Here is an 18,223-nt window from a genome sequence, read left to right as displayed (position 1 = left end):
CCTCGCTTTATTTTTCCTACTTCCATCTATTTCAATAGCACCGACAACGCTTATAGCACATAACAAACCTCGTTTATTCATTTAAAATCAACGGCGATAATATTAATAGCACATAATATTTGAGTCTCATTTTCAGTATTCTGCGCGCCTACTCGGCTTCCCTGAATGACCGCTACAAGCGCCGCCGCGCACAGGCTTCTCCGCTGAAAAAATGAGATTTGAATTTCAAAGAGACCGGAAACTCGCCTTTATTTAATTAATAAAAACAACCCAAGTAACATATTGAGCTATCTGGCTAAAAAGAGAGAACAATATAAGAAGCGCCTCACAGAATTCATTTATCAATTGCGTATTGTTAATTATGTAATCCATTAATGTCGCTTTGCATTTTGCGATGGGGACGTTGTTTATTTTTTTCGGCTATTCTTTTTTTATAGCCACAAAACGCAAAGGGAGAATATGGATGTCGACAGCGATCGATGAAAAAGTGATCCAACGACTGTCGTTGGGAAAATGCGCGGATCCGTTCTCCATTTTGGGCCCTCACGCAACGGAAGACGGACTCACCATCAGCGCATTCCTGCCTGACGCTTCGCGCGTTACCGTTTTGGATAAAGACAGCGGCGCCTCGCTGCTTACCCTAACGCCGGGCGAACATAGCGGCTTCTTTCAAGGCGTTCTGCCTCATCGCAACGCGCCCTATCGTTATCAACTCGCCGTCGAATGGGATCGGTATCGGCAGGTTATCGAAGATCCCTACCGCTTTGGCCTACTGCTGCAGGAAACGGACAGTTGGCTTCTGGCCGAAGGCACCCACCTGCGCCCTTATGAACGGTTGGGAGCCCACCCAATGCGGCTGGACGATATTGACGGCATGGCCTTTACCGTCTGGGCGCCCAACGCGCAGCGCGTCTCGATCGTGGGCGACTTTAACCACTGGGACGGCCGCCGCCACCCTATGCGCCTAAGATCGGAAAGCGGCATATGGGAGCTGTTTTTACCCCATGTCGGCATTGGAGAGCTGTACAAATATGAGCTGGTCGACGCTCACGGCCATCGGCGACTGAAGGCCGACCCCTACGCCTTCGACGGCGACGCGCGGCCGGAAACCGCGTCGCGCACCGCCCTGCCGCCGCACCGTTCGGCCATGCCGCAGTGGCGGCGGGATGCAAACCAGTTCTCCTCGCCGATGTCGATTTATGAAGTTCATCTCGGCTCCTGGCAGCGCCACGACGACGGCAGCTGGCTCAGCTATCGCGAACTGGCGGAGCGCCTTATTCCCTACGTGAAGTCGATGGGCTTTACCCACATCGAGCTGCTGCCGATACATGAACATCCCTTCGACGGCTCCTGGGGCTACCAGCCCGTGGGGCTCTATGCGCCGACCCGCCGATTCGGCTCGCCCGAAGACTTTCATTTCCTTATCGACTGCGCTCATCGCGAAGGCATCAGCGTTCTGCTGGACTGGGTCCCTGGCCACTTTCCCAACGACGAGCACGGCCTCGCCCGGTTTGACGGCACCGAGCTCTACGAATACGCCGACCCTCGCGAAGGCCTTCATCAGGACTGGGACACCCTTATCTATAACTACGACAGGCACGAGGTCCGCAACTACCTTACCGGCAACGCCCTTTACTGGCTGGAGCGCTTTGGCCTGGACGGCCTTCGCGTCGATGCGGTCGCCTCCATGCTCTATCGAGACTACAGCCGTGCCGAAGGCGAATGGATCCCCAATCGCCACGGAGGCCGAGAGAACCTTGAGGCCATCGAGTTTTTGCGCTCCGTCAACAGGACGGTAGGCGCCCAGCGGGAAGGCGCGGTGGTCATTGCCGAAGAGTCCACCGACTTTCCCGGCGTCACTCTCCCGCCGGAAAGCGGCGGACTGGGCTTTCACTACAAGTGGAACCTGGGCTGGATGCACGACACGCTCGACTATATGTCCCTTGACCCGATTTACCGCAAGCACCACCACGGCCTGATGACGTTCGGCATGCTGTACGCCTATTCAGAAAACTTCGTGCTGCCGCTGTCGCACGACGAGGTGGTTCACGGCAAGCGCTCGCTGCTTGGGCGCATGCCCGGCGACGCCTGGCAGCAGTTCGCCAACCTGCGCGCCTACTACGCCTTCATGTGGGGATATCCGGGGAAAAAGCTGCTGTTTATGGGCGGCGAATTCGCCCAAGGCAGAGAGTGGAACCACGATGCGAGCCTCGACTGGCACCTGCTTGACGACGTTAACGACGGCTGGCACAGCGGCGTTCAAAATCTGGTGCGCGATCTTAATCACGTCTACAGAGCGCTGCCGCCGCTTTATCGGCTTGACTATCGGCCAGAAGGGTTCGAATGGTACGTGGTGGACGACTGCGAAAACTCGGTGTTCGCCTTCATCCGCCGCGACGAAGAGGGTAATGAGGTGATGGTGGTCAGCAACTTTACGCCAGTGCTGCGGCAAGGCTACCGCATCGGCGTAGCCCAACCCGGCTTTTGGCGTGAAGCGCTCAATACCGACTCGCAGCTCTATCGCGGCAGCAACGCGGGCAACTTCGGCGGCGTCCACAGCGATGAAGCGCCTTCGCACGGCAGGCCTTACTCCCTGTCTTTGACGCTGCCGCCGCTGTCTACCCTCTATTTCGTTCGGGAGGGATAGCATGACGATAGCGCTCACTGCGGGAAAGCCTTATCCCTTCGGCAGCCATTACGACGGCGACGGCGTCAACTTTGCGCTCTATTCCGCCGACGCCGAACGGGTAGAGCTTTGCCTGTTTGACGACGAGGACAACGAGCTGCGCTACAGCCTCCCCTCGCGCAGCGGCAACGTCTGGCACGGCTACCTGCCGAACGGGCTGCCGGGCCAGCGCTATGGCTATCGGGTTCACGGCCCGTGGCAGCCCGAGCGCGGGCTTCGCTTCAATCCGCAAAAGCTGGTTATCGACCCTTACAGCCGAGGCGTAGACGGCAAAGCGCCGGACGCCCCCGAGCTGCTCGATGAAGGCGCTTGGCCCAACGAGCAAGACAGCGCGCCGTTTGCTCCCAAGAGCATCGTTATTGACGAACCTTACGACTGGCAGGACGACCGAAGCCCCCGAGTAGCCTGGCGCGACACCGTGATTTATGAGGCCCACGTCCGCGGACTAACCAAGACCCACCCGGCTATCCCTGCCGTCCTGCGGGGAACCTACGCGGGGCTTTCTCATCCGGTGATGGTGAACTACCTGATTACGCTTGGCATCACCACCCTTGAGCTCATGCCGGTGCAGCTCCATATTGACGAACCGCGCCTGCAGCGCATGGGGCTGGTCAACTACTGGGGCTACAACGTGCTGGCGCCGTTCGCCGTCGAGCCTCGTTACTGGTCGCAGCGCCCCGACTCCACCCCGCTGTCGGAGTTTCGCGACATGGTGAAAACGCTGCACCGCGCGGGCATCGAGGTAATTCTGGACGTGGTGCTCAATCACACCGCCGAGCTGGACGAATCAGGCCCGACGCTCTCTCTACGCGGCATCGACAACCGCACCTACTACTGGCTGGAAGAGAACGGCCGCTATGCCAACTGGAGCGGATGCGGTAACTCGCTGCGCCTTAACGCCCCCGTCGGCCTTCAGTATGCGCTCGACTGCCTGCGCTTTTGGGCGACCGAGTGTCGCGTGGACGGCTTTCGATTCGACCTCGGCTGCGCGCTGGGCAGAGAACCCGAATTCTCTCCCTCTTCCCCGCTGATGGTGGCGCTGCAAAACGATCCGCAGCTGTCGAAGCTAAAGCTGATTGCCGAACCTTGGGATCTGGGCCCCGGCGGTTACCGGCTGGGGGACTTTCCCGCGCCGTTCGCCGAGTGGAACGATCGCTTTCGCGACGCGATGAGGCGCTTTTGGCTGGAAGGCGACGTCGGGCTCGGCGAATTCGCCCGCCGCCTGGCCGCCTCCAGCGACCTCTTCGACAAAAACGGCCGGCGCCCCTACGCGTCGATTAACCACATTACCGCTCACGACGGCTTCACCCTAAAAGACTTGGTGAGCTTTGACCGCAAGCATAACCGGCTCAACGGTGAAGAAAACCGCGACGGACACGGTGATAACCACAGCAACAACCACGGCTACGAAGGGCTGGACGCCCCAGCGGACGTCCTGCTGCTGCGCGAGAGGTCTTCGCGCTCGCTGCTGGCCACCCTGCTGCTATCGCAGGGCACGCCGCAGATTTTGGCCGGGGATGAGCTCGGTAACGCCCAGTGGGGCAATAACAACGCCTACTGTCAGGATTCGCCCCTGACCTGGCTCAACTGGCTGTCGGCGGACGAATCGCTTACGGACTTTGTGTCCGGCCTGATTTCTCTGCGCCGAAAAATTCCGGCATTGGCCGCGCCGAACTGGTGGAAAAGCGGAGATGGCGCGACGGACGTTCAGTGGCTAACCGCAGAAGCCGAGCCCATGACGCCCGAGCGCTGGGAGTCCCCTCCCGGCGTCTTGCTGATGTTGTTCTCCAACGAATGGCTCGCGGTGGTTAATCCCTGCGATACGCCGCAGCGCCTTGGCCTCTCAGAGGCGCAGTGGTCCATCGCCGAGCCCTTTTCTCTTGGCGATATTGAAGTTCAAAACCAACGCTACGTAGCGCAACCGCGCAGCGTCAGCGTGTTACAGAAAAAAACTTAACGGCAGCTTTGCTGCGCTTACTTTTGCCGTTCCTGATGCAGGAACCTTTATATAGGAATTTTCGATGTTTGGAGGAAACATGGTTAAATCGGACGCCAATCACAAACTCATGCTGGCAAGGCAACTCCCTAAACAGTCCGTCGCGCTGATTCTCGCCGGCGGCCGCGGCTCCCGCCTGAAGGACTTAACCTCCAAACGGGCCAAGCCCGCCGTCCACTTTGGCGGCAAATTCCGTATCATCGACTTTGCCCTGTCCAACTGCATGAACTCCGGCATTCGCCGCATTGGCGTTTTGACCCAGTACCACTCCCACTCGCTGGTGCAGCACATTCAGCGCGGCTGGTCGTTTCTTAACGAAGAGATGAACGAGTTCGTCGATCTGCTGCCTGCTCAGCAAAGAGAAGATCACGAAGAGTGGTATCGCGGCACTGCCGACGCTATCTACCAGAACCTGGACATTATCCGACGCTACCGGGCCGAATACGTGGTCATACTGGCCGGCGACCATATCTACAAAATGGACTATTCGCGCATGCTGCTGGACCACGTGGAAAAAGGCGGACAGTGCACCGTCGCCTGTATCGCGGTTCCGCGCTCTGAGGCTTCGGGCTTTGGCGTAATGGACATCGCCGAAGACCACCGGATCGTCAACTTTCTGGAAAAGCCGGAAAACCCGCCCGCCATGCCGGGCGATCCGGAAATGTCGCTGGCCAGCATGGGCGTATACGTGTTCAACGCTCAGTACCTCTACCAGCTGCTGGAAGAAGAGAGCCTGAACAGCGAAACCAGCCACGACTTCGGTAAGGATCTCATCCCCAAGGCGGTTTCTCAGGGCGTCGCCTGGGCGCATCCGTTTGACCTCTCCTGCGTCACGTCGGACGTCAACGCCAAACCCTACTGGCGCGACGTCGGCACCATTGACGCCTACTGGAGCGCCAACCTCGATCTGGCCTCGGTAATGCCGGAGCTGGACATGTACAACACCGCCTGGCCTATCCGCACCTACATGGAGCCGCTGCCGCCCGCCAAGTTCGTGCAGGACCGTTCCGGCAGCCACGGCATGACGATGAACTCGCTGATCGGCGCCGGCTGCATTATTTCTGGCTCGGTGGTGCTCAACTCGGTGCTGTTCCCTCGCGTTCGGGTCAACTCTTTCTGTACGCTGGACTCGGCGGTCGTTCTGCCGGACGTGCACATCGGGCGCTCCTGCCGCCTGCGCCGCTGCATTATCGATCGCGGCAGCCACCTGCCTGAAGGGCTGGTCGTTGGAGAAAACGTTGAAGAAGACGAGCGCAGGTTCTGCCGTTCGTCGGGCGGCATTGTGCTGATAACTAAAGACATGCTGGCGAAGATGGAAAAGTAGCCGTTTTCCATCGGCCCTCACCGCTGGCGAGGGCCGCCAAGTAGTGCTTAGATTACTAATGTGAATGTTTTTTAATCAGGGGTATGGATGCGAGTATTACACGCCTGTTCTGAACTTTTTCCGCTGTTGAAAACCGGCGGTTTGGCCGACGTGCTCGGCGCGCTGCCCAACGCGCAGGTGGCCGCCGGCGCGGACGTTCGCCTGCTGATGCCGGGGTTCCCGGCGTTAGTGCATCAAATTCTTCCCACTTCCGTGGTTGCCGAGGTGGAAACGTTCGCCGGCAGGGTCGTCCTGCGGTATGGCACCTACAACGGCATCGGCGTTTATCTGATTGACGCCCCCCACCTTTACGACCGGCCGGGCAGCCCCTATCACGACGGAGCGCTGCACGAATACGCCGATAACTATAAGCGCTTCGGCCTGCTCGGCTGGATGGCCTGCGAACTGGCCTGCGGTCTGGATGCCTTTTGGCAGCCGAACGTGGTGCACGCCCACGACTGGCACGCGGGCCTGGCCAGCGCCTATCTGGCCGCGCGCGGCTATCCTGCCCGCTCGGTGTTTACCGTGCATAACCTGGCCTATCAAGGGCTGTTCTCCGCTCGGCATATGAACGAGCTTTATCTGCCTACGCACTTTTTACAGCCCGAGGGGCTGGAGTTCTACGGGCAAATCTCTTACCTGAAGGCGGGCCTGTACTATTCGGACATGGTCACGGCGGTCAGCCCGACCTATGCCGAAGAGATAACCCAACCGGAATACGGCTTCGGCATGGAGAACCTGCTCAGCCAGAGAAAGCTGCGCGGTAAGCTGGTCGGTATCCTCAACGGCGTGGACTACGACGTCTGGAGCCCGGAGAAGGACGCACTGCTGCCTCACGACTACGGCAGCAAGAAGATGACCGGTAAGGCGCAAAACAAGGCGCTGTTCCAGTCGCAAATGGGGTTGGACGTCTCCCCCGACGCGCCGCTGTTTGCCGTCGTCAGCCGCTTGAGCAGCCAAAAGGGGTTAGACCTGCTGCTACAGGCGCTGCCCGAAATTCTCGATCGCGGCGGCCAGCTCGCACTGTTGGGCAGCGGCGATGAGAACCTGCAGGAAGCCTTTATGGAGACGGCACGCCGCCACATTCGTCAGGTGGCGGTCAAAATCGGTTACGACGAAACGCTGGCTCATCGCATTATCGGCAGCGCCGACGTCATACTGGTGCCCAGCCGCTTTGAGCCCTGTGGGCTGACGCAGCTCTACGGGCTGCGCTACGGCACCCTGCCGCTGGTGCGCCGCACCGGCGGCCTGGCGGATACGGTAGCCGACTGCTCGTTGGAAAACCTGATGGACAAAAGCGCCACCGGATTCGTATTTCGAGACAGCAGCGTAGAAGAGCTCAGCGGCGCAATCCGCCGCGCCTTTGCCCTGTGGTCGGATAAGCCCCGCTGGCGCCGCGTTCAGCGCCAGGCCATGGAAAAGGACTTTAGCTGGCGGAACGCCGCCGAAAAGTATCTGGCGATGTATCAGCGGCTGGGCTAACTGCGCCTACCGCGTTAACACCGCAAAAGGCGGCTTTCGCCGCCAATGCGACAATGATTTACAGCGATCTACGGGCTTCTCTGGCTGAAACGGATTTCCCACAGATTTACCGCTAGTCAATATACGGATTAAGAACATGTCACAATTTCACTTTGAGTCGCCCTCTGAACGCATCATGAACCTGAAAACTGCGATTCAGGAAAAGTTAAAGTTCATTATTGGTAAAGAGCCCGCGCTGGCAACCGAACACGACTGGCTCAACGCCGCCTCTTTCGTCGTGCGCGATATGATGGTCGAACGCTGGCTGCGGTCAACCCGCGCCCACTTTTCCCAATCCGGCCGCCGCGTGTCTTACCTGTCAATGGAGTTCCTGATTGGCCGTACGCTCTCCAACTCGCTTTTGAACCTCGGCATTTACGACGAGCTTGCCGAAGCGCTGGACGACATGGGATTCAGCATCGAGCAGTTGATTAACGAAGAAAACGATCCCGGCCTCGGCAACGGCGGCCTGGGCCGCTTGGCCGCCTGTTTCCTCGACTCGCTGGCCACCCTCGGCCTTCCGGCCCGAGGATACGGCATTCGCTACGAGTACGGTATGTTCAAACAGAACATCGTCGACGGCCAGCAGGCGGAGTCGCCGGATAACTGGCTCGAATACGGCAACGCCTGGGAGTTTCCTCGTCACAACGTGCGCCATAAGGTCTTCTTCGGCGGCCGCGTGCAGACGGAAGGCAAACTGTGCCGCTGGGTAGAAACGGAAGAGGTGCTGGCCTGCGCCTACGACCAGATAATCCCCGGCTTCGACACCGATGCGACCAATACGCTGCGCCTGTGGTCGGCGCAGGCCAGTAATGAGATCAATCTGGGTAAGTTTAACCAAGGCGACTACTTTGCCGCCGTTGAGGACAAAAACAACTCGGAAAACGTATCGCGCGTGCTCTACCCCAACGACGCCACCAGCTCTGGCCGCGAGCTGCGCCTCAAGCAGGAATACTTTCTGGTATCCGCCACGCTGCAGGACATTCTCTACAGCCACTGGAGGGCGTATGAAACCTACGACAACCTGGCGGATAAGGTAGCCATCCACCTCAACGACACCCACCCGGTGCTGGCGATCCCCGAGCTGATGCGCCTGCTTATCGACCACCACCACTTTACCTGGGAAGACGCCTGGGAGATGACAATCCGCATCTTCTCCTATACCAACCACACGCTGATGAGCGAAGCGCTGGAGACCTGGCCTGTAGAGATGATGGGGAAAATCCTGCCCCGCCACCTGCAGATTATTTTTGAGATTAACGACTACTTTTTGAAGGTGGTGAAAGAGCAGTTCCCTAACGATCCTGACCTGTTGACCCGCGTTTCCCTGATTGATGAAAGCAACGGTCGCCGAGTAAGAATGGCTTGGCTGGCGGTGATCGGCGGCCATAAGGTTAACGGCGTATCCGCGCTCCACTCAGAGCTGATGGTAACTTCGCTGTTCGCCGACTTCGCCAAAATCTTCCCGCACCACTTCTGCAACAAGACCAACGGCGTAACACCGCGGCGCTGGATTGGCCTGGCCAACCGGCCGCTGGCCGAGCTGCTGGACGCCAGCATCGATCAGACCTGGCGCACCGACCTGAGCAAGCTGTCGGCGCTGAACGCGATGGTAGACTACCCGGCGTTCATCGAGCAGATTAAAAAGGTCAAGCTGGCCAACAAGAAGAGGCTGGCGGAGTACATCGCTACGCATCTGAACGTCGTCGTTAATCCAAACTCGCTGTTTGACGTTCAGATTAAGCGCATTCACGAGTACAAGCGCCAGCTGCTGAACCTGCTGCAGGTGATCACCCGCTACAACCGCATTCTGAAAGCGCCGGACGATCCGTGGGTGCCAAGAACGGTGATTTTTGCCGGCAAGGCCGCCTCTTCCTACGTTAACGCCAAGCTTATCATTCGGTTGATTAACGACGTAGCCAAGGTCATCAACAACGACGAGCGAATTAAAAACAAGCTGAAGGTGGTGTTTATTCCTAACTACAGCGTCAGCCTGGCGCAAATTATCGTCCCGGCCGCCGACCTGTCGGAACAGATTTCCCTGGCGGGCACCGAGGCGTCGGGCACCAGCAACATGAAGTTCGCCCTTAACGGCGCGCTGACCATCGGCACGTTGGACGGAGCCAACGTAGAAATTCGCGAACACGTGGGCGAGGAGAATATCTTCATCTTCGGCAACACCACCGAAGAGGTTAACGCGCTGCGCCGCAACGGCTACGATCCGCGCAAAATCTACGAAGAGGACACCGAGCTTCATCAGGTGCTAAGCCAAATCGCGACCGGCTTCTTCAGCCCGGAAGAGCCCTATCGCTACGGCCCGCTGTTTGACTCGCTGGTCAACTTCGGCGACTACTACCAGCTGCTGGCCGACTATCGTTCCTACCTCAACGCGCAGGAGAGCGTCGACCGGCTGTACCTGAAGCCGAACACCTGGGCGCGGAAGGCGGCGCTAAACATCGCCAACATGGGCTATTTCTCTTCCGACCGAACGATTCAGGAGTATGCGGAAGAGATCTGGGAAATAAAGCCGACCAAGCTGTAGGCGGAGTACGAGATGGATAAAATGCGCCAGGCGGCTGACGCCGCGATGGGCGACGACGGGCAAGACCGCTACGATGAGGTCGGCATTGCTCGCGGCTACGTAAACGCCGCGGGCCTTATTGAGCCCATCGATGAAACCGCGCGGCGGCGCATTTATGACGCCATGGCCAGCGGCCTGGAGAGCCCGAATTCCCCGCTGCCGCCGGTGTGCGTTTTCTCAACCGGGAAAAGTTACAATGTCACCCTATTAATTCCCAATCTCTATCAGTGGAAGCTGCGGCCCGATGACTACGCGCTTGCCCCCGCGGACGGCGGCGGATTTTATGAGGGGCAAATCGCCCCCTCTGACGAGCAAATCACCCTGCCCGCCGACCTTGCCTGCGGATACTATCGGCTAACGCTACGAGCCGACGACGCGCTTTGGCACACCAGCGTCATTATCTCCCCCGGCCGCTGCTTTGCGCGCCCGGCGGACGAGCGACTGTGGGGCATGTGCGTGCAGCTCTATACGCTACGCTCGGCGAACGACTGGGGCATCGGCGACTTCGGCGCGTTGAAAGAGGCGCTGTACGAAACTGCGCGGCGCGGCGGCGCCTTTGTCGGCGTCAACCCTCTGCACGCGCTGTACCCCGCCGTACCGGAAAACGCCAGCCCCTACAGCCCCTCCTCTCGCACCGCGCTGAACGTCGCCTATATCGACGTCGAGGCCGTCGCTGAATTTCAGACGAGCGAATCGGCCATCGCGTGGTGGAAAAGCGCCGACGTTCAAAACGAACGGCAGCGGCTGCGGCAAACCGACAGCGTCGACTATGCAGCGGTGATGACGCTTAAGATGACGGCGCTGCGGCTGGCGTGGCAATCGTTCGACGATCCGCTGCGAAAGCAGGCCTTCCGTCGCTTTCTGGCCGAGCGCGGGGAAGCGATTATCCGCCAGGCGGAGTTCGACGCCCTGCACTACGCGCTGACGCAGAGTCAGGAAAACGCCTGGGGCTGGCCGGTCTGGCCCGAAGCCTATCGCCGACATGATTCTGAAACGGTTCGCCGCTTCGCCGAAAGCCATGACGACGACGTTCGGTTTTACGCCTGGCTACAGTGGCTCGCCCATCAGCAGCTTAGCGAATGCTTTACGCTTTCCCGCCGATTGGGCATGGCCGTCGGCCTGTATGGCGATTTGGCGGTCGGCGTCGCCGAAGGCGGCGTACAGACCTGGTGCGACAAAACTCTCTACCGCATGAAGGCGTCCGTAGGCGCCCCTCCCGACCCGCTCGGGCCGCAGGGGCAAAACTGGGGGCTGCCGCCGATGGACCCGCACGTTTTACGCCAGCGGGCCTACCGCCCGTTTATCGAAGTATTGCGCGCCAACATGCGCTACTTCGGCGCGCTGCGCATTGACCACGTGATGTCCCTACTTAGGCTTTGGTGGGTACCCTATGGCGAAAACGCCGACGCGGGCGGCTACGTGGCCTATCCCCTTGACGACCTGCTGGCGATTTTAACGCTGGAAAGCCAGCGCCATCGCTGCGTGGTCATCGGAGAAGATTTAGGCATCGTGCCGCCGGAGATCGTCCAAAAGCTGCGGGACGCCGGCGTCTATTCCTATAAGGTGCTCTACTTTGAAAAGGAAGGAGTCGGCTTTCGCCCTCCCGAACGCTATCTTCCTCAGTCGATGGCTACGCCGACCACCCACGATCTGCCGACGCTTGTCGGCTATTGGCAAAAAGGCGACCTTCGGCTTGGGGAGTCGCTGGGCATCTATCCGGACGCCGAGGTGCTGGCGGCTCTGAATGAGGCTCGCGACGACGACAAGCGGGCGTTGGAAGCGATGCTGCTTGAATACGGTTTCTTAGCCAAACCGCTGCCGCCCGGCGCCATGACGGACGAGCTGAACGTCGCTCTGCACCGCTTTATCGCCTCAACCTCAAGCCAGTTCGTCGGCCTGCAGCCGGAAGACTGGCTGCGCGTTGAAACGCCCGTTAACGTACCGGGCACCTCCGACCAATATCTCAACTGGCGAAGAAGGCTCCCTGCCACTCTCGCCAGCGCCTTTGAAAGCCCGCTGGGGCAGCGGCTGCTGGAAGCCGTTCAGCGAGGCCGTGAAGGCCGCATGCTCGACGCGGCTGTTCGAACGAACCCTGGGGAAACGCACAAGTGAACATCACGATTGAGACCCGAACCACCCTCACCGTTTATGGCATACGCCACTGCGGCCCCTATAACGAGATATACAGGGCGTTCGACGAGCTGTGGCGCTGGGCTCAGGCCGAAGGGCTGGAGTCGCGAACGCTGTGCGCTATTGCTGTCTATTACGACAATCCAAAGGTCGAACGCCCCGAGCGCTGCCGCTCCGACGCCTGCCTACAGCTCGACGGCCCGTTGGCCGACGAGCAAATGTCGGAGCTTATCGAACCCGTCGAGCTGCTCGGCGGCTGCTACGCCAAGTATCGACACGTTGGCCCCTATGAGGCGCTGGAGCCCGTTTATCAACGGTTCTATCAGGAATGGCTGCCGCAAAGCGACTACCTGCGCGCCAATATGCCGTCGTTTGAGGTCTATTTGAATAATCCGCGCACCACGGCGGCTGAGGCGCTGGTGACGGAGGTTTATTTTCCGGTTGTGCCTAAGTAGCTGGGGGGCTTTTTGTAGGGAGGGGTTGGTGGTAAATCTCGCGGGGTGGATGCGTCAGCACCCGGAATGAGGACCGTCAAGCCACATTGGTCCGCGATTACTCACATAGCTCCATTCAGCACCCAAAGGGCGACTGGCTGGGGCGGAATTTGAGGCCGGGCGGGGTGCGACGATGAAGGTTTTAGAGGAGGTGTATTGTGCTTGTATGCTGCACAGCTACCATAGAAAGATAATGGTTTACTCCCTACCACAGCAGTTCTTCCAGCATGTTCCCGTAGGCATAATATCAGATAGCAAGACCTCAAAGATTTAAAGGGGGTTTCCTGGCTCTTATCTTCAGTATGGGGACTTATATCTTTGAACAGTAAGTTCCGTTTTTATTTTATCTATAGATTTTTCAGGGCAAGTATTACATAAAAAATACATGTAGAAATCATAACCAAAATGAAACTCACACTCATCGGATATAAGCTTGCACCATATATCTTCTCTTAATATCGATTGAACAACCGCTTTAAGTTCACCAAGCGGTATCGCGCCACCTTCAACATAAGGACATTCATCATTATTCAGTTCCAGCCCCTGAATTTTTAGTGATTTTACACCAAGGAAATTACAAGCATCCAGAATATAATCAATATATCTCCCTTCAACTTTTTTATATTCATCCTCTGTTACCTTACAGCCTATATCATAAAAGCTAGTCCATTCGCTCGAAGATGAGCATAAATTATCCAGCTCATCGGTTTGAGCATATTTAGTTATTCTATATGAGTATTTCATTCATTAATCACCTCTTCGAGTGAAATCGGCATCATAAGTTCCAGCTCTTGTCCCTTTGCTTCTTAAATTTTTAACACTAACGACTGCTTTCTAAAATCCCCCACTATGTTAAGCAACAGCTGGGGTAATATATTTTTGCACATACGCCTGGAGGTTTAATCCTCCCGCCAGTACTGTAACGAGGCGCAGGAGCTGAGAGAACAACTTTATCAGGCTGAACAGGTGGTTAAGGGGATTAAGGATGTGCTGGGTTAGTGGACTACACGGAGATTAAACAATAAAAAGCCGGGAAGATTTAATATCTCCCCAGTTTATGAAAATAAATAGTACAAAAGGTTCTATAGTTTATCTATCCACGTTCTCATATGATTGACATCTCCATCAAAAATAAAACCTTCTCCATTATCGGGCAAGAATAATCGACCGGTATCAAATCTTAAAAACAATTCTTTTTTTGCTTTCTTCTGCTTAATGGAAAAGTCATCACTCCATTTTAATATCTCTTCATTGTGCTTTTTTTCATCAGATAAAAAGACCACGACTGAATTTTCCAATTGTTCATAAGAATGATAAGTTTTCTTGAGTGTAATATCGAAATTTAAATCATCAATTATGTTATATGTAATAAATAGTTCGTTTCCAGACGATTCAATGGTCCTTTCCACCAATGGTATTGAGCCTAACATACTATTATCTATTGTATTTCTCATGTAAACCTCACTAAGGAACGATAATTATCCCAGCTTTAGTACCATCACCAAAGATAATATTATAGTGCGGATTATTATCGTGTAATGGATTTTTCATATTATATAAATCACCCCGATATATTCCCGCTGGTTGTTTCCATACATCACTGAATTTAGTACCACTATAAAGCTCACCAGACCTTGCAGGGAAATTGTCAACATTAGGTCTAAGATCCGGCATGTTATCTAATAACGCTCTTGCTTCATCAACACTTCTAACCGTGACACCTTTACCATTTCGTAAATCAGATATATTGCGGCGTTGTTGAGCATTACATCCAGCTAATCCTAATGGATCTATCCAAGAGAGTGGATTAGACGCATACGCATATAAGTTTAACCCGCCTCTCAGCCCTATCGGGTCCGGCTGATAATACCTGTTCAGATTGTAAAAGAGCCCGGACTCCTCATCCTCGTACTGCCCCTGAAAGCGCAGCGGATTGCGGAAGCTTATCAACCGTTCGCCGGTCTGCCAGTGGGTGGCTATATCTTCTTCCACCAGATTGCCGTAGGCATCAAACTGGCAGCGGTACACCTCCTCGCCGTTGATGTTCGTCAGGCTGTGCGGCGTGCCGACCAGTTAATGGTTATCTTTTATTTTCTTTATTTGAGACAATGCTTTTAATATTTTCTCTGCCTTGGTTTATTCTATCTCCCTCCGTATATATAGAGAAATGGTTACTATTTTTGGGGCAATAAAGCCCCAAAACAGATTGTCTATCAATTGCATTTTCTGGTATTGTTTGCAAAGGTATACGGCAAAGTGGACATATAAAATCCTCTCCAGATCTAAATTTCCTTAAGACTTCATAGGAATTCATCTTTCTAATATTATCATTCACGCTCATGGTAACCCTCTGTTTAAAGACTTCTTCCTCTATACTTTTTTTGTAAATTCTAAGTGAAGATAAATGGTTTGTTCGTTATTTCTTTTGCCACATTTATTTTACCTAGAGAATATTTACCAACCATAAATTCACCATGGTGGAAGCCAATTGTACAACCATTCTCGAAAATCCTTATCAAGGGTTCAAAAACATCTCTATTTTTAACTGCAATAGCATTTTTTAAATCAATAAAATAATTCCACTTTATATACTCTATTAAATATGCAGCAATATATGCATTACCTGTTTTTTCAATTAACGTCGAACGTAATTTATCTATCTCCATACCTATACTTTGCTGGCATTCAATGCCGAGAATACGGCAGCAATCAAACCTAGGTGATGGGGTATGTTTCCCCTCTAAAAAAGAGAACATAATGGCGACTCGCCGAAAATATTCACGGATAAGAAAAAAATTAACATCAGGAATATCATCGTATTTTTCTATATGCTCAATTCTCAATGCGCGCATTGTTGCTTTTTTCATATTATTAAACATATATCAATACCTTAAAATTTTGGTGAATATCCAGGATATATACCAAAACCTGGCTGTGTAGGTGCCAGATCCTGGGCTCCAGAAGGGGGAGTATCGAATCTCTTTATTGTTAAGTTCCATGATTCAATCCTGCGATATGGAATCCCTTGCCCCATTAAATATCGCTCACCTAACTCATGATTGGCAAGTTGTCTAAACCACGATTTTTGAGCATCAGTTAACTCCTGCTTCTGAGCCATTTCCTAGGTATAAGCGATTTTATCATCGGCTTCAAATCTTCCTATGACTATTAAAGGGCCTTCATCGGTTGCTATTGGATATTCATGCCTGCCGTAGAATATATGTTTTTTTAAAGTTGTAACTTCCTCTGTTGATAAACCTGTATTTTGAGCAACTGTTGGAATATCATCCATTTGGGATAGTCTTATTCTGGCATAGGCTGCATCAGCTGCTGCATCATACTCAAACGGTATATTTCCCCGTTTGGTTTTTTATAGAACTTTGCATATATCGAACATCTTTTGGATCAATATTTCCGTCAATCTTTCCACATGTCAGACCCAACGGGTCGTGAGCTGTATCTGGCGGGGGACTGGCTGACGCAGTGTAACCTTACCGAGCAACCGCTGGCGATCAGCGTGATGCCTGATCAGGTGGTTATTCAGATTTAACAGAGTTGTATGTGCACTGACATTTAATAATTAGCAGGAATGATCCTGATAGGATCATTCCACGCCAGAAGAGAGTTAGCCAACATTCTCCCTTTTAACTAATCTTCCATCATCAAGTGTCAGATAGTCTCTCTTATCTCCATGTGTGATCTCCACATATTCATTAACCACAACCGCATCAACAATTCCACAGAGGTAATGCCAAAAAGACTTTTTGGCATTATTATAAAGAAGCACTCCCCACTCACATGGAATTAAATAGCGCTCTTCAGGAAGATGGATAACATCATACACAATTCCGCCAAGCCGTGATATTTCAGAGCGAGCTTCTTCTGTAAAAACTATTAACCCATCATCTTTTTCACCTTGAGATGCATTACAATCTGGACATCTTTCCAGATCCGACTCATAGCTAGAATAACAATTTTGACATGTAGTATATTTCATCAACCATCTCTTATTTAATTGGAATACTAGATGTAATAACACCTGGACCAGTACCACCAATATGCGGATCAACATGGTCTTAATAACACGTATTTTCTGTGTTACCCCATTTTGGGTCGATGTGCCTTCAAATACCTTACCAAAGAACCCTTCCCTATTAGAAATGACTTGATTTGCAGGGTTATTAGCAACCTCCACTGTAGCATGCGCAATATCTCTATTGCTCCACTCCGATGGGAATGGCGAACCTTTTTTGCCTTTTAGGCTTCATTGATGCATATGGTTCTTGCTTAGGAGGACCAACATGAGGAGAGTGTCTTCTTAAGATATGGCGAAGTGAGCCAAAAGAGAACTTATAGCCATCATTGCCTACAGGAGGGCACGTCGCTAGTCCAAGCGGATCTATCCAATTATTCGGGTTATGTACATAAGCATATGGGTTATATCCACCCATCAGCCCTATCGGGTCAGGCGTAATATACCGCCCCAGTTCCGGCTGATAATATCTGTTCAGATTATAAAAGAGCCCGGACTCCTCATCCTCGTACTGGCCCTGAAAGCGCAGCGGATTGCAGAAGCTTATCAACCGTTCGCCGGTCTGCCAGTAGGTGGACGTCTCTTCTTCCACCAGATTGCCGTAGGCATCGAACTGGCAGCGGTACACCCCTTCGCCGTTGATGTTCGTCAGGCAGTGCGGCGTGCCGAGGTGGTCATTGTGATACCAGTAGACTTTCGATTCCAGATATTTCGGCAGGGTAAGTTTGTTGCCGTCAATCAGCGCCAGCGGGCGGTGGCTTCCCGGTTCATACAGGAACGTCTGCCAGTGGCGCTCGTTGCTCTGACTCTGCTATCGTCACCTCTGAATGTGTTATTTTTTTGTTATAATAAAAAAATGACTATCGTTTTTGGGACAATGTAGTCCAAAAGCATTTCTCCTATCAGAAATATTTTCGGGTATTGAAACTAACCGTAACTTACAATATGGGCACATAAAATCAATTCCATCCCTATACAATCTAAGGACTTCATACGAGTTCATCTTTTTTATATTTTTTTCACACATATCATTACCTCAAAAAGGATTCTTCCCCTGAGGTAGCTCAGGGTAATCACGTCTAACTCTCTCCATCTCTTCTAATCTTTATTTAAGACCGGGTCTCTTTCCTAGTTTAAAAACAAGTTTCATCCTGGCAGCTAAATACTCTTCATATTGTGTCCAATTAGGTATTCTGTTATTTGTGCTATTCTAAATTAGGAGACGCTACTCCCAAAACCTGCCTGCGATCTATTATTTTGCGAGACATCTCCAGACATTTAATTCCTTTTATTGCTGCGAATTATTAGCCGCAGTATTGTCGCGTCGTGCCTGCAAAATCAGGCCACGGGATTGACCTCCTGTATCATTCTTATCAGCAACAGACGGTGCATTTGCGTCTTTCTATATCGTGTGTCCAG

Annotated in this window: 15 protein-coding genes and 2 pseudogenes; 8 read left to right on the top strand and 9 right to left on the bottom strand. The window is 53.6% G+C overall.

Going from position 1 to position 18,223, the window contains the following annotated elements; all coding sequences use genetic code 11:
• The first annotated feature begins 463 nt into the window (after positions 1–463).
• The 7 genes from glgB to G544_RS19685 all read left to right on the top strand — a co-directional run bounded on the left by glgB (position 464) and on the right by G544_RS19685 (position 12,732).
• Positions 464–2,647 carry a 1,4-alpha-glucan branching protein GlgB gene (glgB, locus tag G544_RS0101435; protein WP_027272937.1) on the top strand — a complete coding sequence of 728 codons (2,184 nt, stop codon included), beginning with the start codon at positions 464–466 and terminating at the stop codon, positions 2,645–2,647.
• 1 nt (position 2,648) lies between these two features.
• Positions 2,649–4,643, top strand: coding sequence for a glycogen debranching protein GlgX (gene glgX, locus G544_RS0101430; protein ID WP_027272936.1), 1,995 nt, complete (start codon positions 2,649–2,651; stop codon positions 4,641–4,643).
• A 79-nt stretch (positions 4,644–4,722) separates the two neighbouring features.
• The gene (glgC, locus tag G544_RS0101425) at positions 4,723–6,006 is read left to right on the top strand and encodes a glucose-1-phosphate adenylyltransferase (RefSeq protein WP_027272935.1); all 1,284 of its coding nucleotides are present in this window, start codon (positions 4,723–4,725) and stop codon (positions 6,004–6,006) included.
• A gap of 87 nt (positions 6,007–6,093) precedes the next feature.
• Positions 6,094–7,527 (top strand): glycogen synthase GlgA, encoded by a 1,434-nt coding sequence (gene glgA / locus G544_RS0101420; RefSeq protein WP_027272934.1) that lies wholly within the window; start codon positions 6,094–6,096, stop codon positions 7,525–7,527.
• Positions 7,528–7,663: 136 nt separating this feature from the next.
• A complete protein-coding gene (glgP, locus tag G544_RS0101415) occupies positions 7,664–10,108 on the top strand; it encodes a glycogen phosphorylase (protein ID WP_036023045.1) in 2,445 nt (814 codons plus the stop codon).
• Positions 10,109–10,153: 45 nt separating this feature from the next.
• The gene (gene malQ / locus G544_RS19690) at positions 10,154–12,259 is read left to right on the top strand and encodes a 4-alpha-glucanotransferase (RefSeq protein WP_051155560.1); all 2,106 of its coding nucleotides are present in this window, start codon (positions 10,154–10,156) and stop codon (positions 12,257–12,259) included.
• Positions 12,256–12,732 (top strand): AraC family transcriptional regulator, encoded by a 477-nt coding sequence (locus G544_RS19685; RefSeq protein ID WP_051155519.1) that lies wholly within the window; start codon positions 12,256–12,258, stop codon positions 12,730–12,732. Before malQ ends, G544_RS19685 begins: the two co-directional genes overlap by 4 nt.
• A 336-nt stretch (positions 12,733–13,068) precedes the next feature.
• On the opposite strand, the gene G544_RS0101400 is transcribed toward G544_RS19685, so the two are convergent.
• From G544_RS0101400 to G544_RS22055, 7 genes and pseudogenes are all read right to left on the bottom strand, one after another.
• On the bottom strand, positions 13,069–13,515 hold the full coding sequence (locus tag G544_RS0101400) for a hypothetical protein (protein ID WP_027272932.1): 447 nt from the start codon (positions 13,513–13,515) through the stop codon (positions 13,069–13,071).
• Positions 13,516–13,518: 3 nt separating this feature from the next.
• Positions 13,519–13,590: pseudogene (locus G544_RS22655) on the bottom strand (hypothetical protein); the annotation flags it as partial.
• 263 nt (positions 13,591–13,853) lie between these two features.
• Positions 13,854–14,225, bottom strand: a complete 372-nt coding sequence (locus G544_RS0101395) for a hypothetical protein (protein WP_027272931.1) — start codon at positions 14,223–14,225, stop codon at positions 13,854–13,856.
• 10 nt (positions 14,226–14,235) lie between these two features.
• Entirely contained in the window at positions 14,236–14,799 is a 564-nt protein-coding gene (locus tag G544_RS21210; RefSeq protein ID WP_027272930.1) for an RHS repeat-associated core domain-containing protein, read from the bottom strand.
• A 52-nt stretch (positions 14,800–14,851) separates the two neighbouring features.
• On the bottom strand, positions 14,852–15,112 hold the full coding sequence (locus G544_RS22060) for a hypothetical protein (RefSeq protein ID WP_134389065.1): 261 nt from the start codon (positions 15,110–15,112) through the stop codon (positions 14,852–14,854).
• Between the two features lie 49 nt (positions 15,113–15,161).
• Positions 15,162–15,650 carry a hypothetical protein gene (locus G544_RS0101385; protein WP_027272929.1) on the bottom strand — a complete coding sequence of 163 codons (489 nt, stop codon included), beginning with the start codon at positions 15,648–15,650 and terminating at the stop codon, positions 15,162–15,164.
• A 242-nt stretch (positions 15,651–15,892) separates the two neighbouring features.
• A complete protein-coding gene (locus G544_RS22055; RefSeq protein WP_154656324.1) occupies positions 15,893–16,063 on the bottom strand; it encodes a hypothetical protein in 171 nt (56 codons plus the stop codon).
• 138 nt (positions 16,064–16,201) lie between these two features.
• Here G544_RS22055 and G544_RS21950 point away from each other — a divergent pair, with 138 nt between their 5' ends.
• Positions 16,202–16,321, top strand: a complete 120-nt coding sequence (locus tag G544_RS21950) for a SymE family type I addiction module toxin (protein WP_134389066.1) — start codon at positions 16,202–16,204, stop codon at positions 16,319–16,321.
• Between the two features lie 75 nt (positions 16,322–16,396).
• Here G544_RS21950 and G544_RS0101375 read toward each other — a convergent pair whose 3' ends face one another.
• Both G544_RS0101375 and G544_RS21515 read right to left on the bottom strand, forming a co-directional pair.
• A complete protein-coding gene (locus tag G544_RS0101375; protein ID WP_027272928.1) occupies positions 16,397–16,768 on the bottom strand; it encodes a hypothetical protein in 372 nt (123 codons plus the stop codon).
• Between the two features lie 217 nt (positions 16,769–16,985).
• Positions 16,986–17,585: pseudogene (locus G544_RS21515) on the bottom strand (RHS repeat domain-containing protein); the annotation flags it as partial.
• Positions 17,586–18,223: the final 638 nt, after the last annotated feature.

Origin of the sequence: Leminorella grimontii ATCC 33999 = DSM 5078, assembly GCF_000439085.1 — a bacterium.
Lineage (GTDB): Bacteria > Pseudomonadota > Gammaproteobacteria > Enterobacterales > Enterobacteriaceae > Leminorella > Leminorella grimontii.
This window is presented reverse-complemented; position numbering and strand designations above follow the sequence as displayed.

What these genes read in the sequence shown, in the direction of transcription:
- G544_RS22055 (WP_154656324.1), bottom strand. Translation starts at nt 16,063, where the DNA reads ATGGATGATATTCCAACAGTTGCTCAAAATACAGGTTTATCAACAGAG.
- glgA (WP_027272934.1), top strand. Translation starts at nt 6,094, where the DNA reads ATGCGAGTATTACACGCCTGTTCTGAACTTTTTCCGCTGTTGAAAACC.
- G544_RS0101400 (WP_027272932.1), bottom strand. Translation starts at nt 13,515, where the DNA reads ATGAAATACTCATATAGAATAACTAAATATGCTCAAACCGATGAGCTG.
- glgX (WP_027272936.1), top strand. Translation starts at nt 2,649, where the DNA reads ATGACGATAGCGCTCACTGCGGGAAAGCCTTATCCCTTCGGCAGCCAT.
- G544_RS21950 (WP_134389066.1), top strand. Translation starts at nt 16,202, where the DNA reads ATGTCAGACCCAACGGGTCGTGAGCTGTATCTGGCGGGGGACTGGCTG.
- glgC (WP_027272935.1), top strand. Translation starts at nt 4,723, where the DNA reads ATGGTTAAATCGGACGCCAATCACAAACTCATGCTGGCAAGGCAACTC.
- malQ (WP_051155560.1), top strand. Translation starts at nt 10,154, where the DNA reads ATGGGCGACGACGGGCAAGACCGCTACGATGAGGTCGGCATTGCTCGC.
- G544_RS0101395 (WP_027272931.1), bottom strand. Translation starts at nt 14,225, where the DNA reads ATGAGAAATACAATAGATAATAGTATGTTAGGCTCAATACCATTGGTG.
- glgP (WP_036023045.1), top strand. Translation starts at nt 7,664, where the DNA reads ATGTCACAATTTCACTTTGAGTCGCCCTCTGAACGCATCATGAACCTG.
- glgB (WP_027272937.1), top strand. Translation starts at nt 464, where the DNA reads ATGTCGACAGCGATCGATGAAAAAGTGATCCAACGACTGTCGTTGGGA.
- G544_RS22060 (WP_134389065.1), bottom strand. Translation starts at nt 15,112, where the DNA reads ATGAGCGTGAATGATAATATTAGAAAGATGAATTCCTATGAAGTCTTA.
- G544_RS0101375 (WP_027272928.1), bottom strand. Translation starts at nt 16,768, where the DNA reads ATGAAATATACTACATGTCAAAATTGTTATTCTAGCTATGAGTCGGAT.
- G544_RS0101385 (WP_027272929.1), bottom strand. Translation starts at nt 15,650, where the DNA reads ATGTTTAATAATATGAAAAAAGCAACAATGCGCGCATTGAGAATTGAG.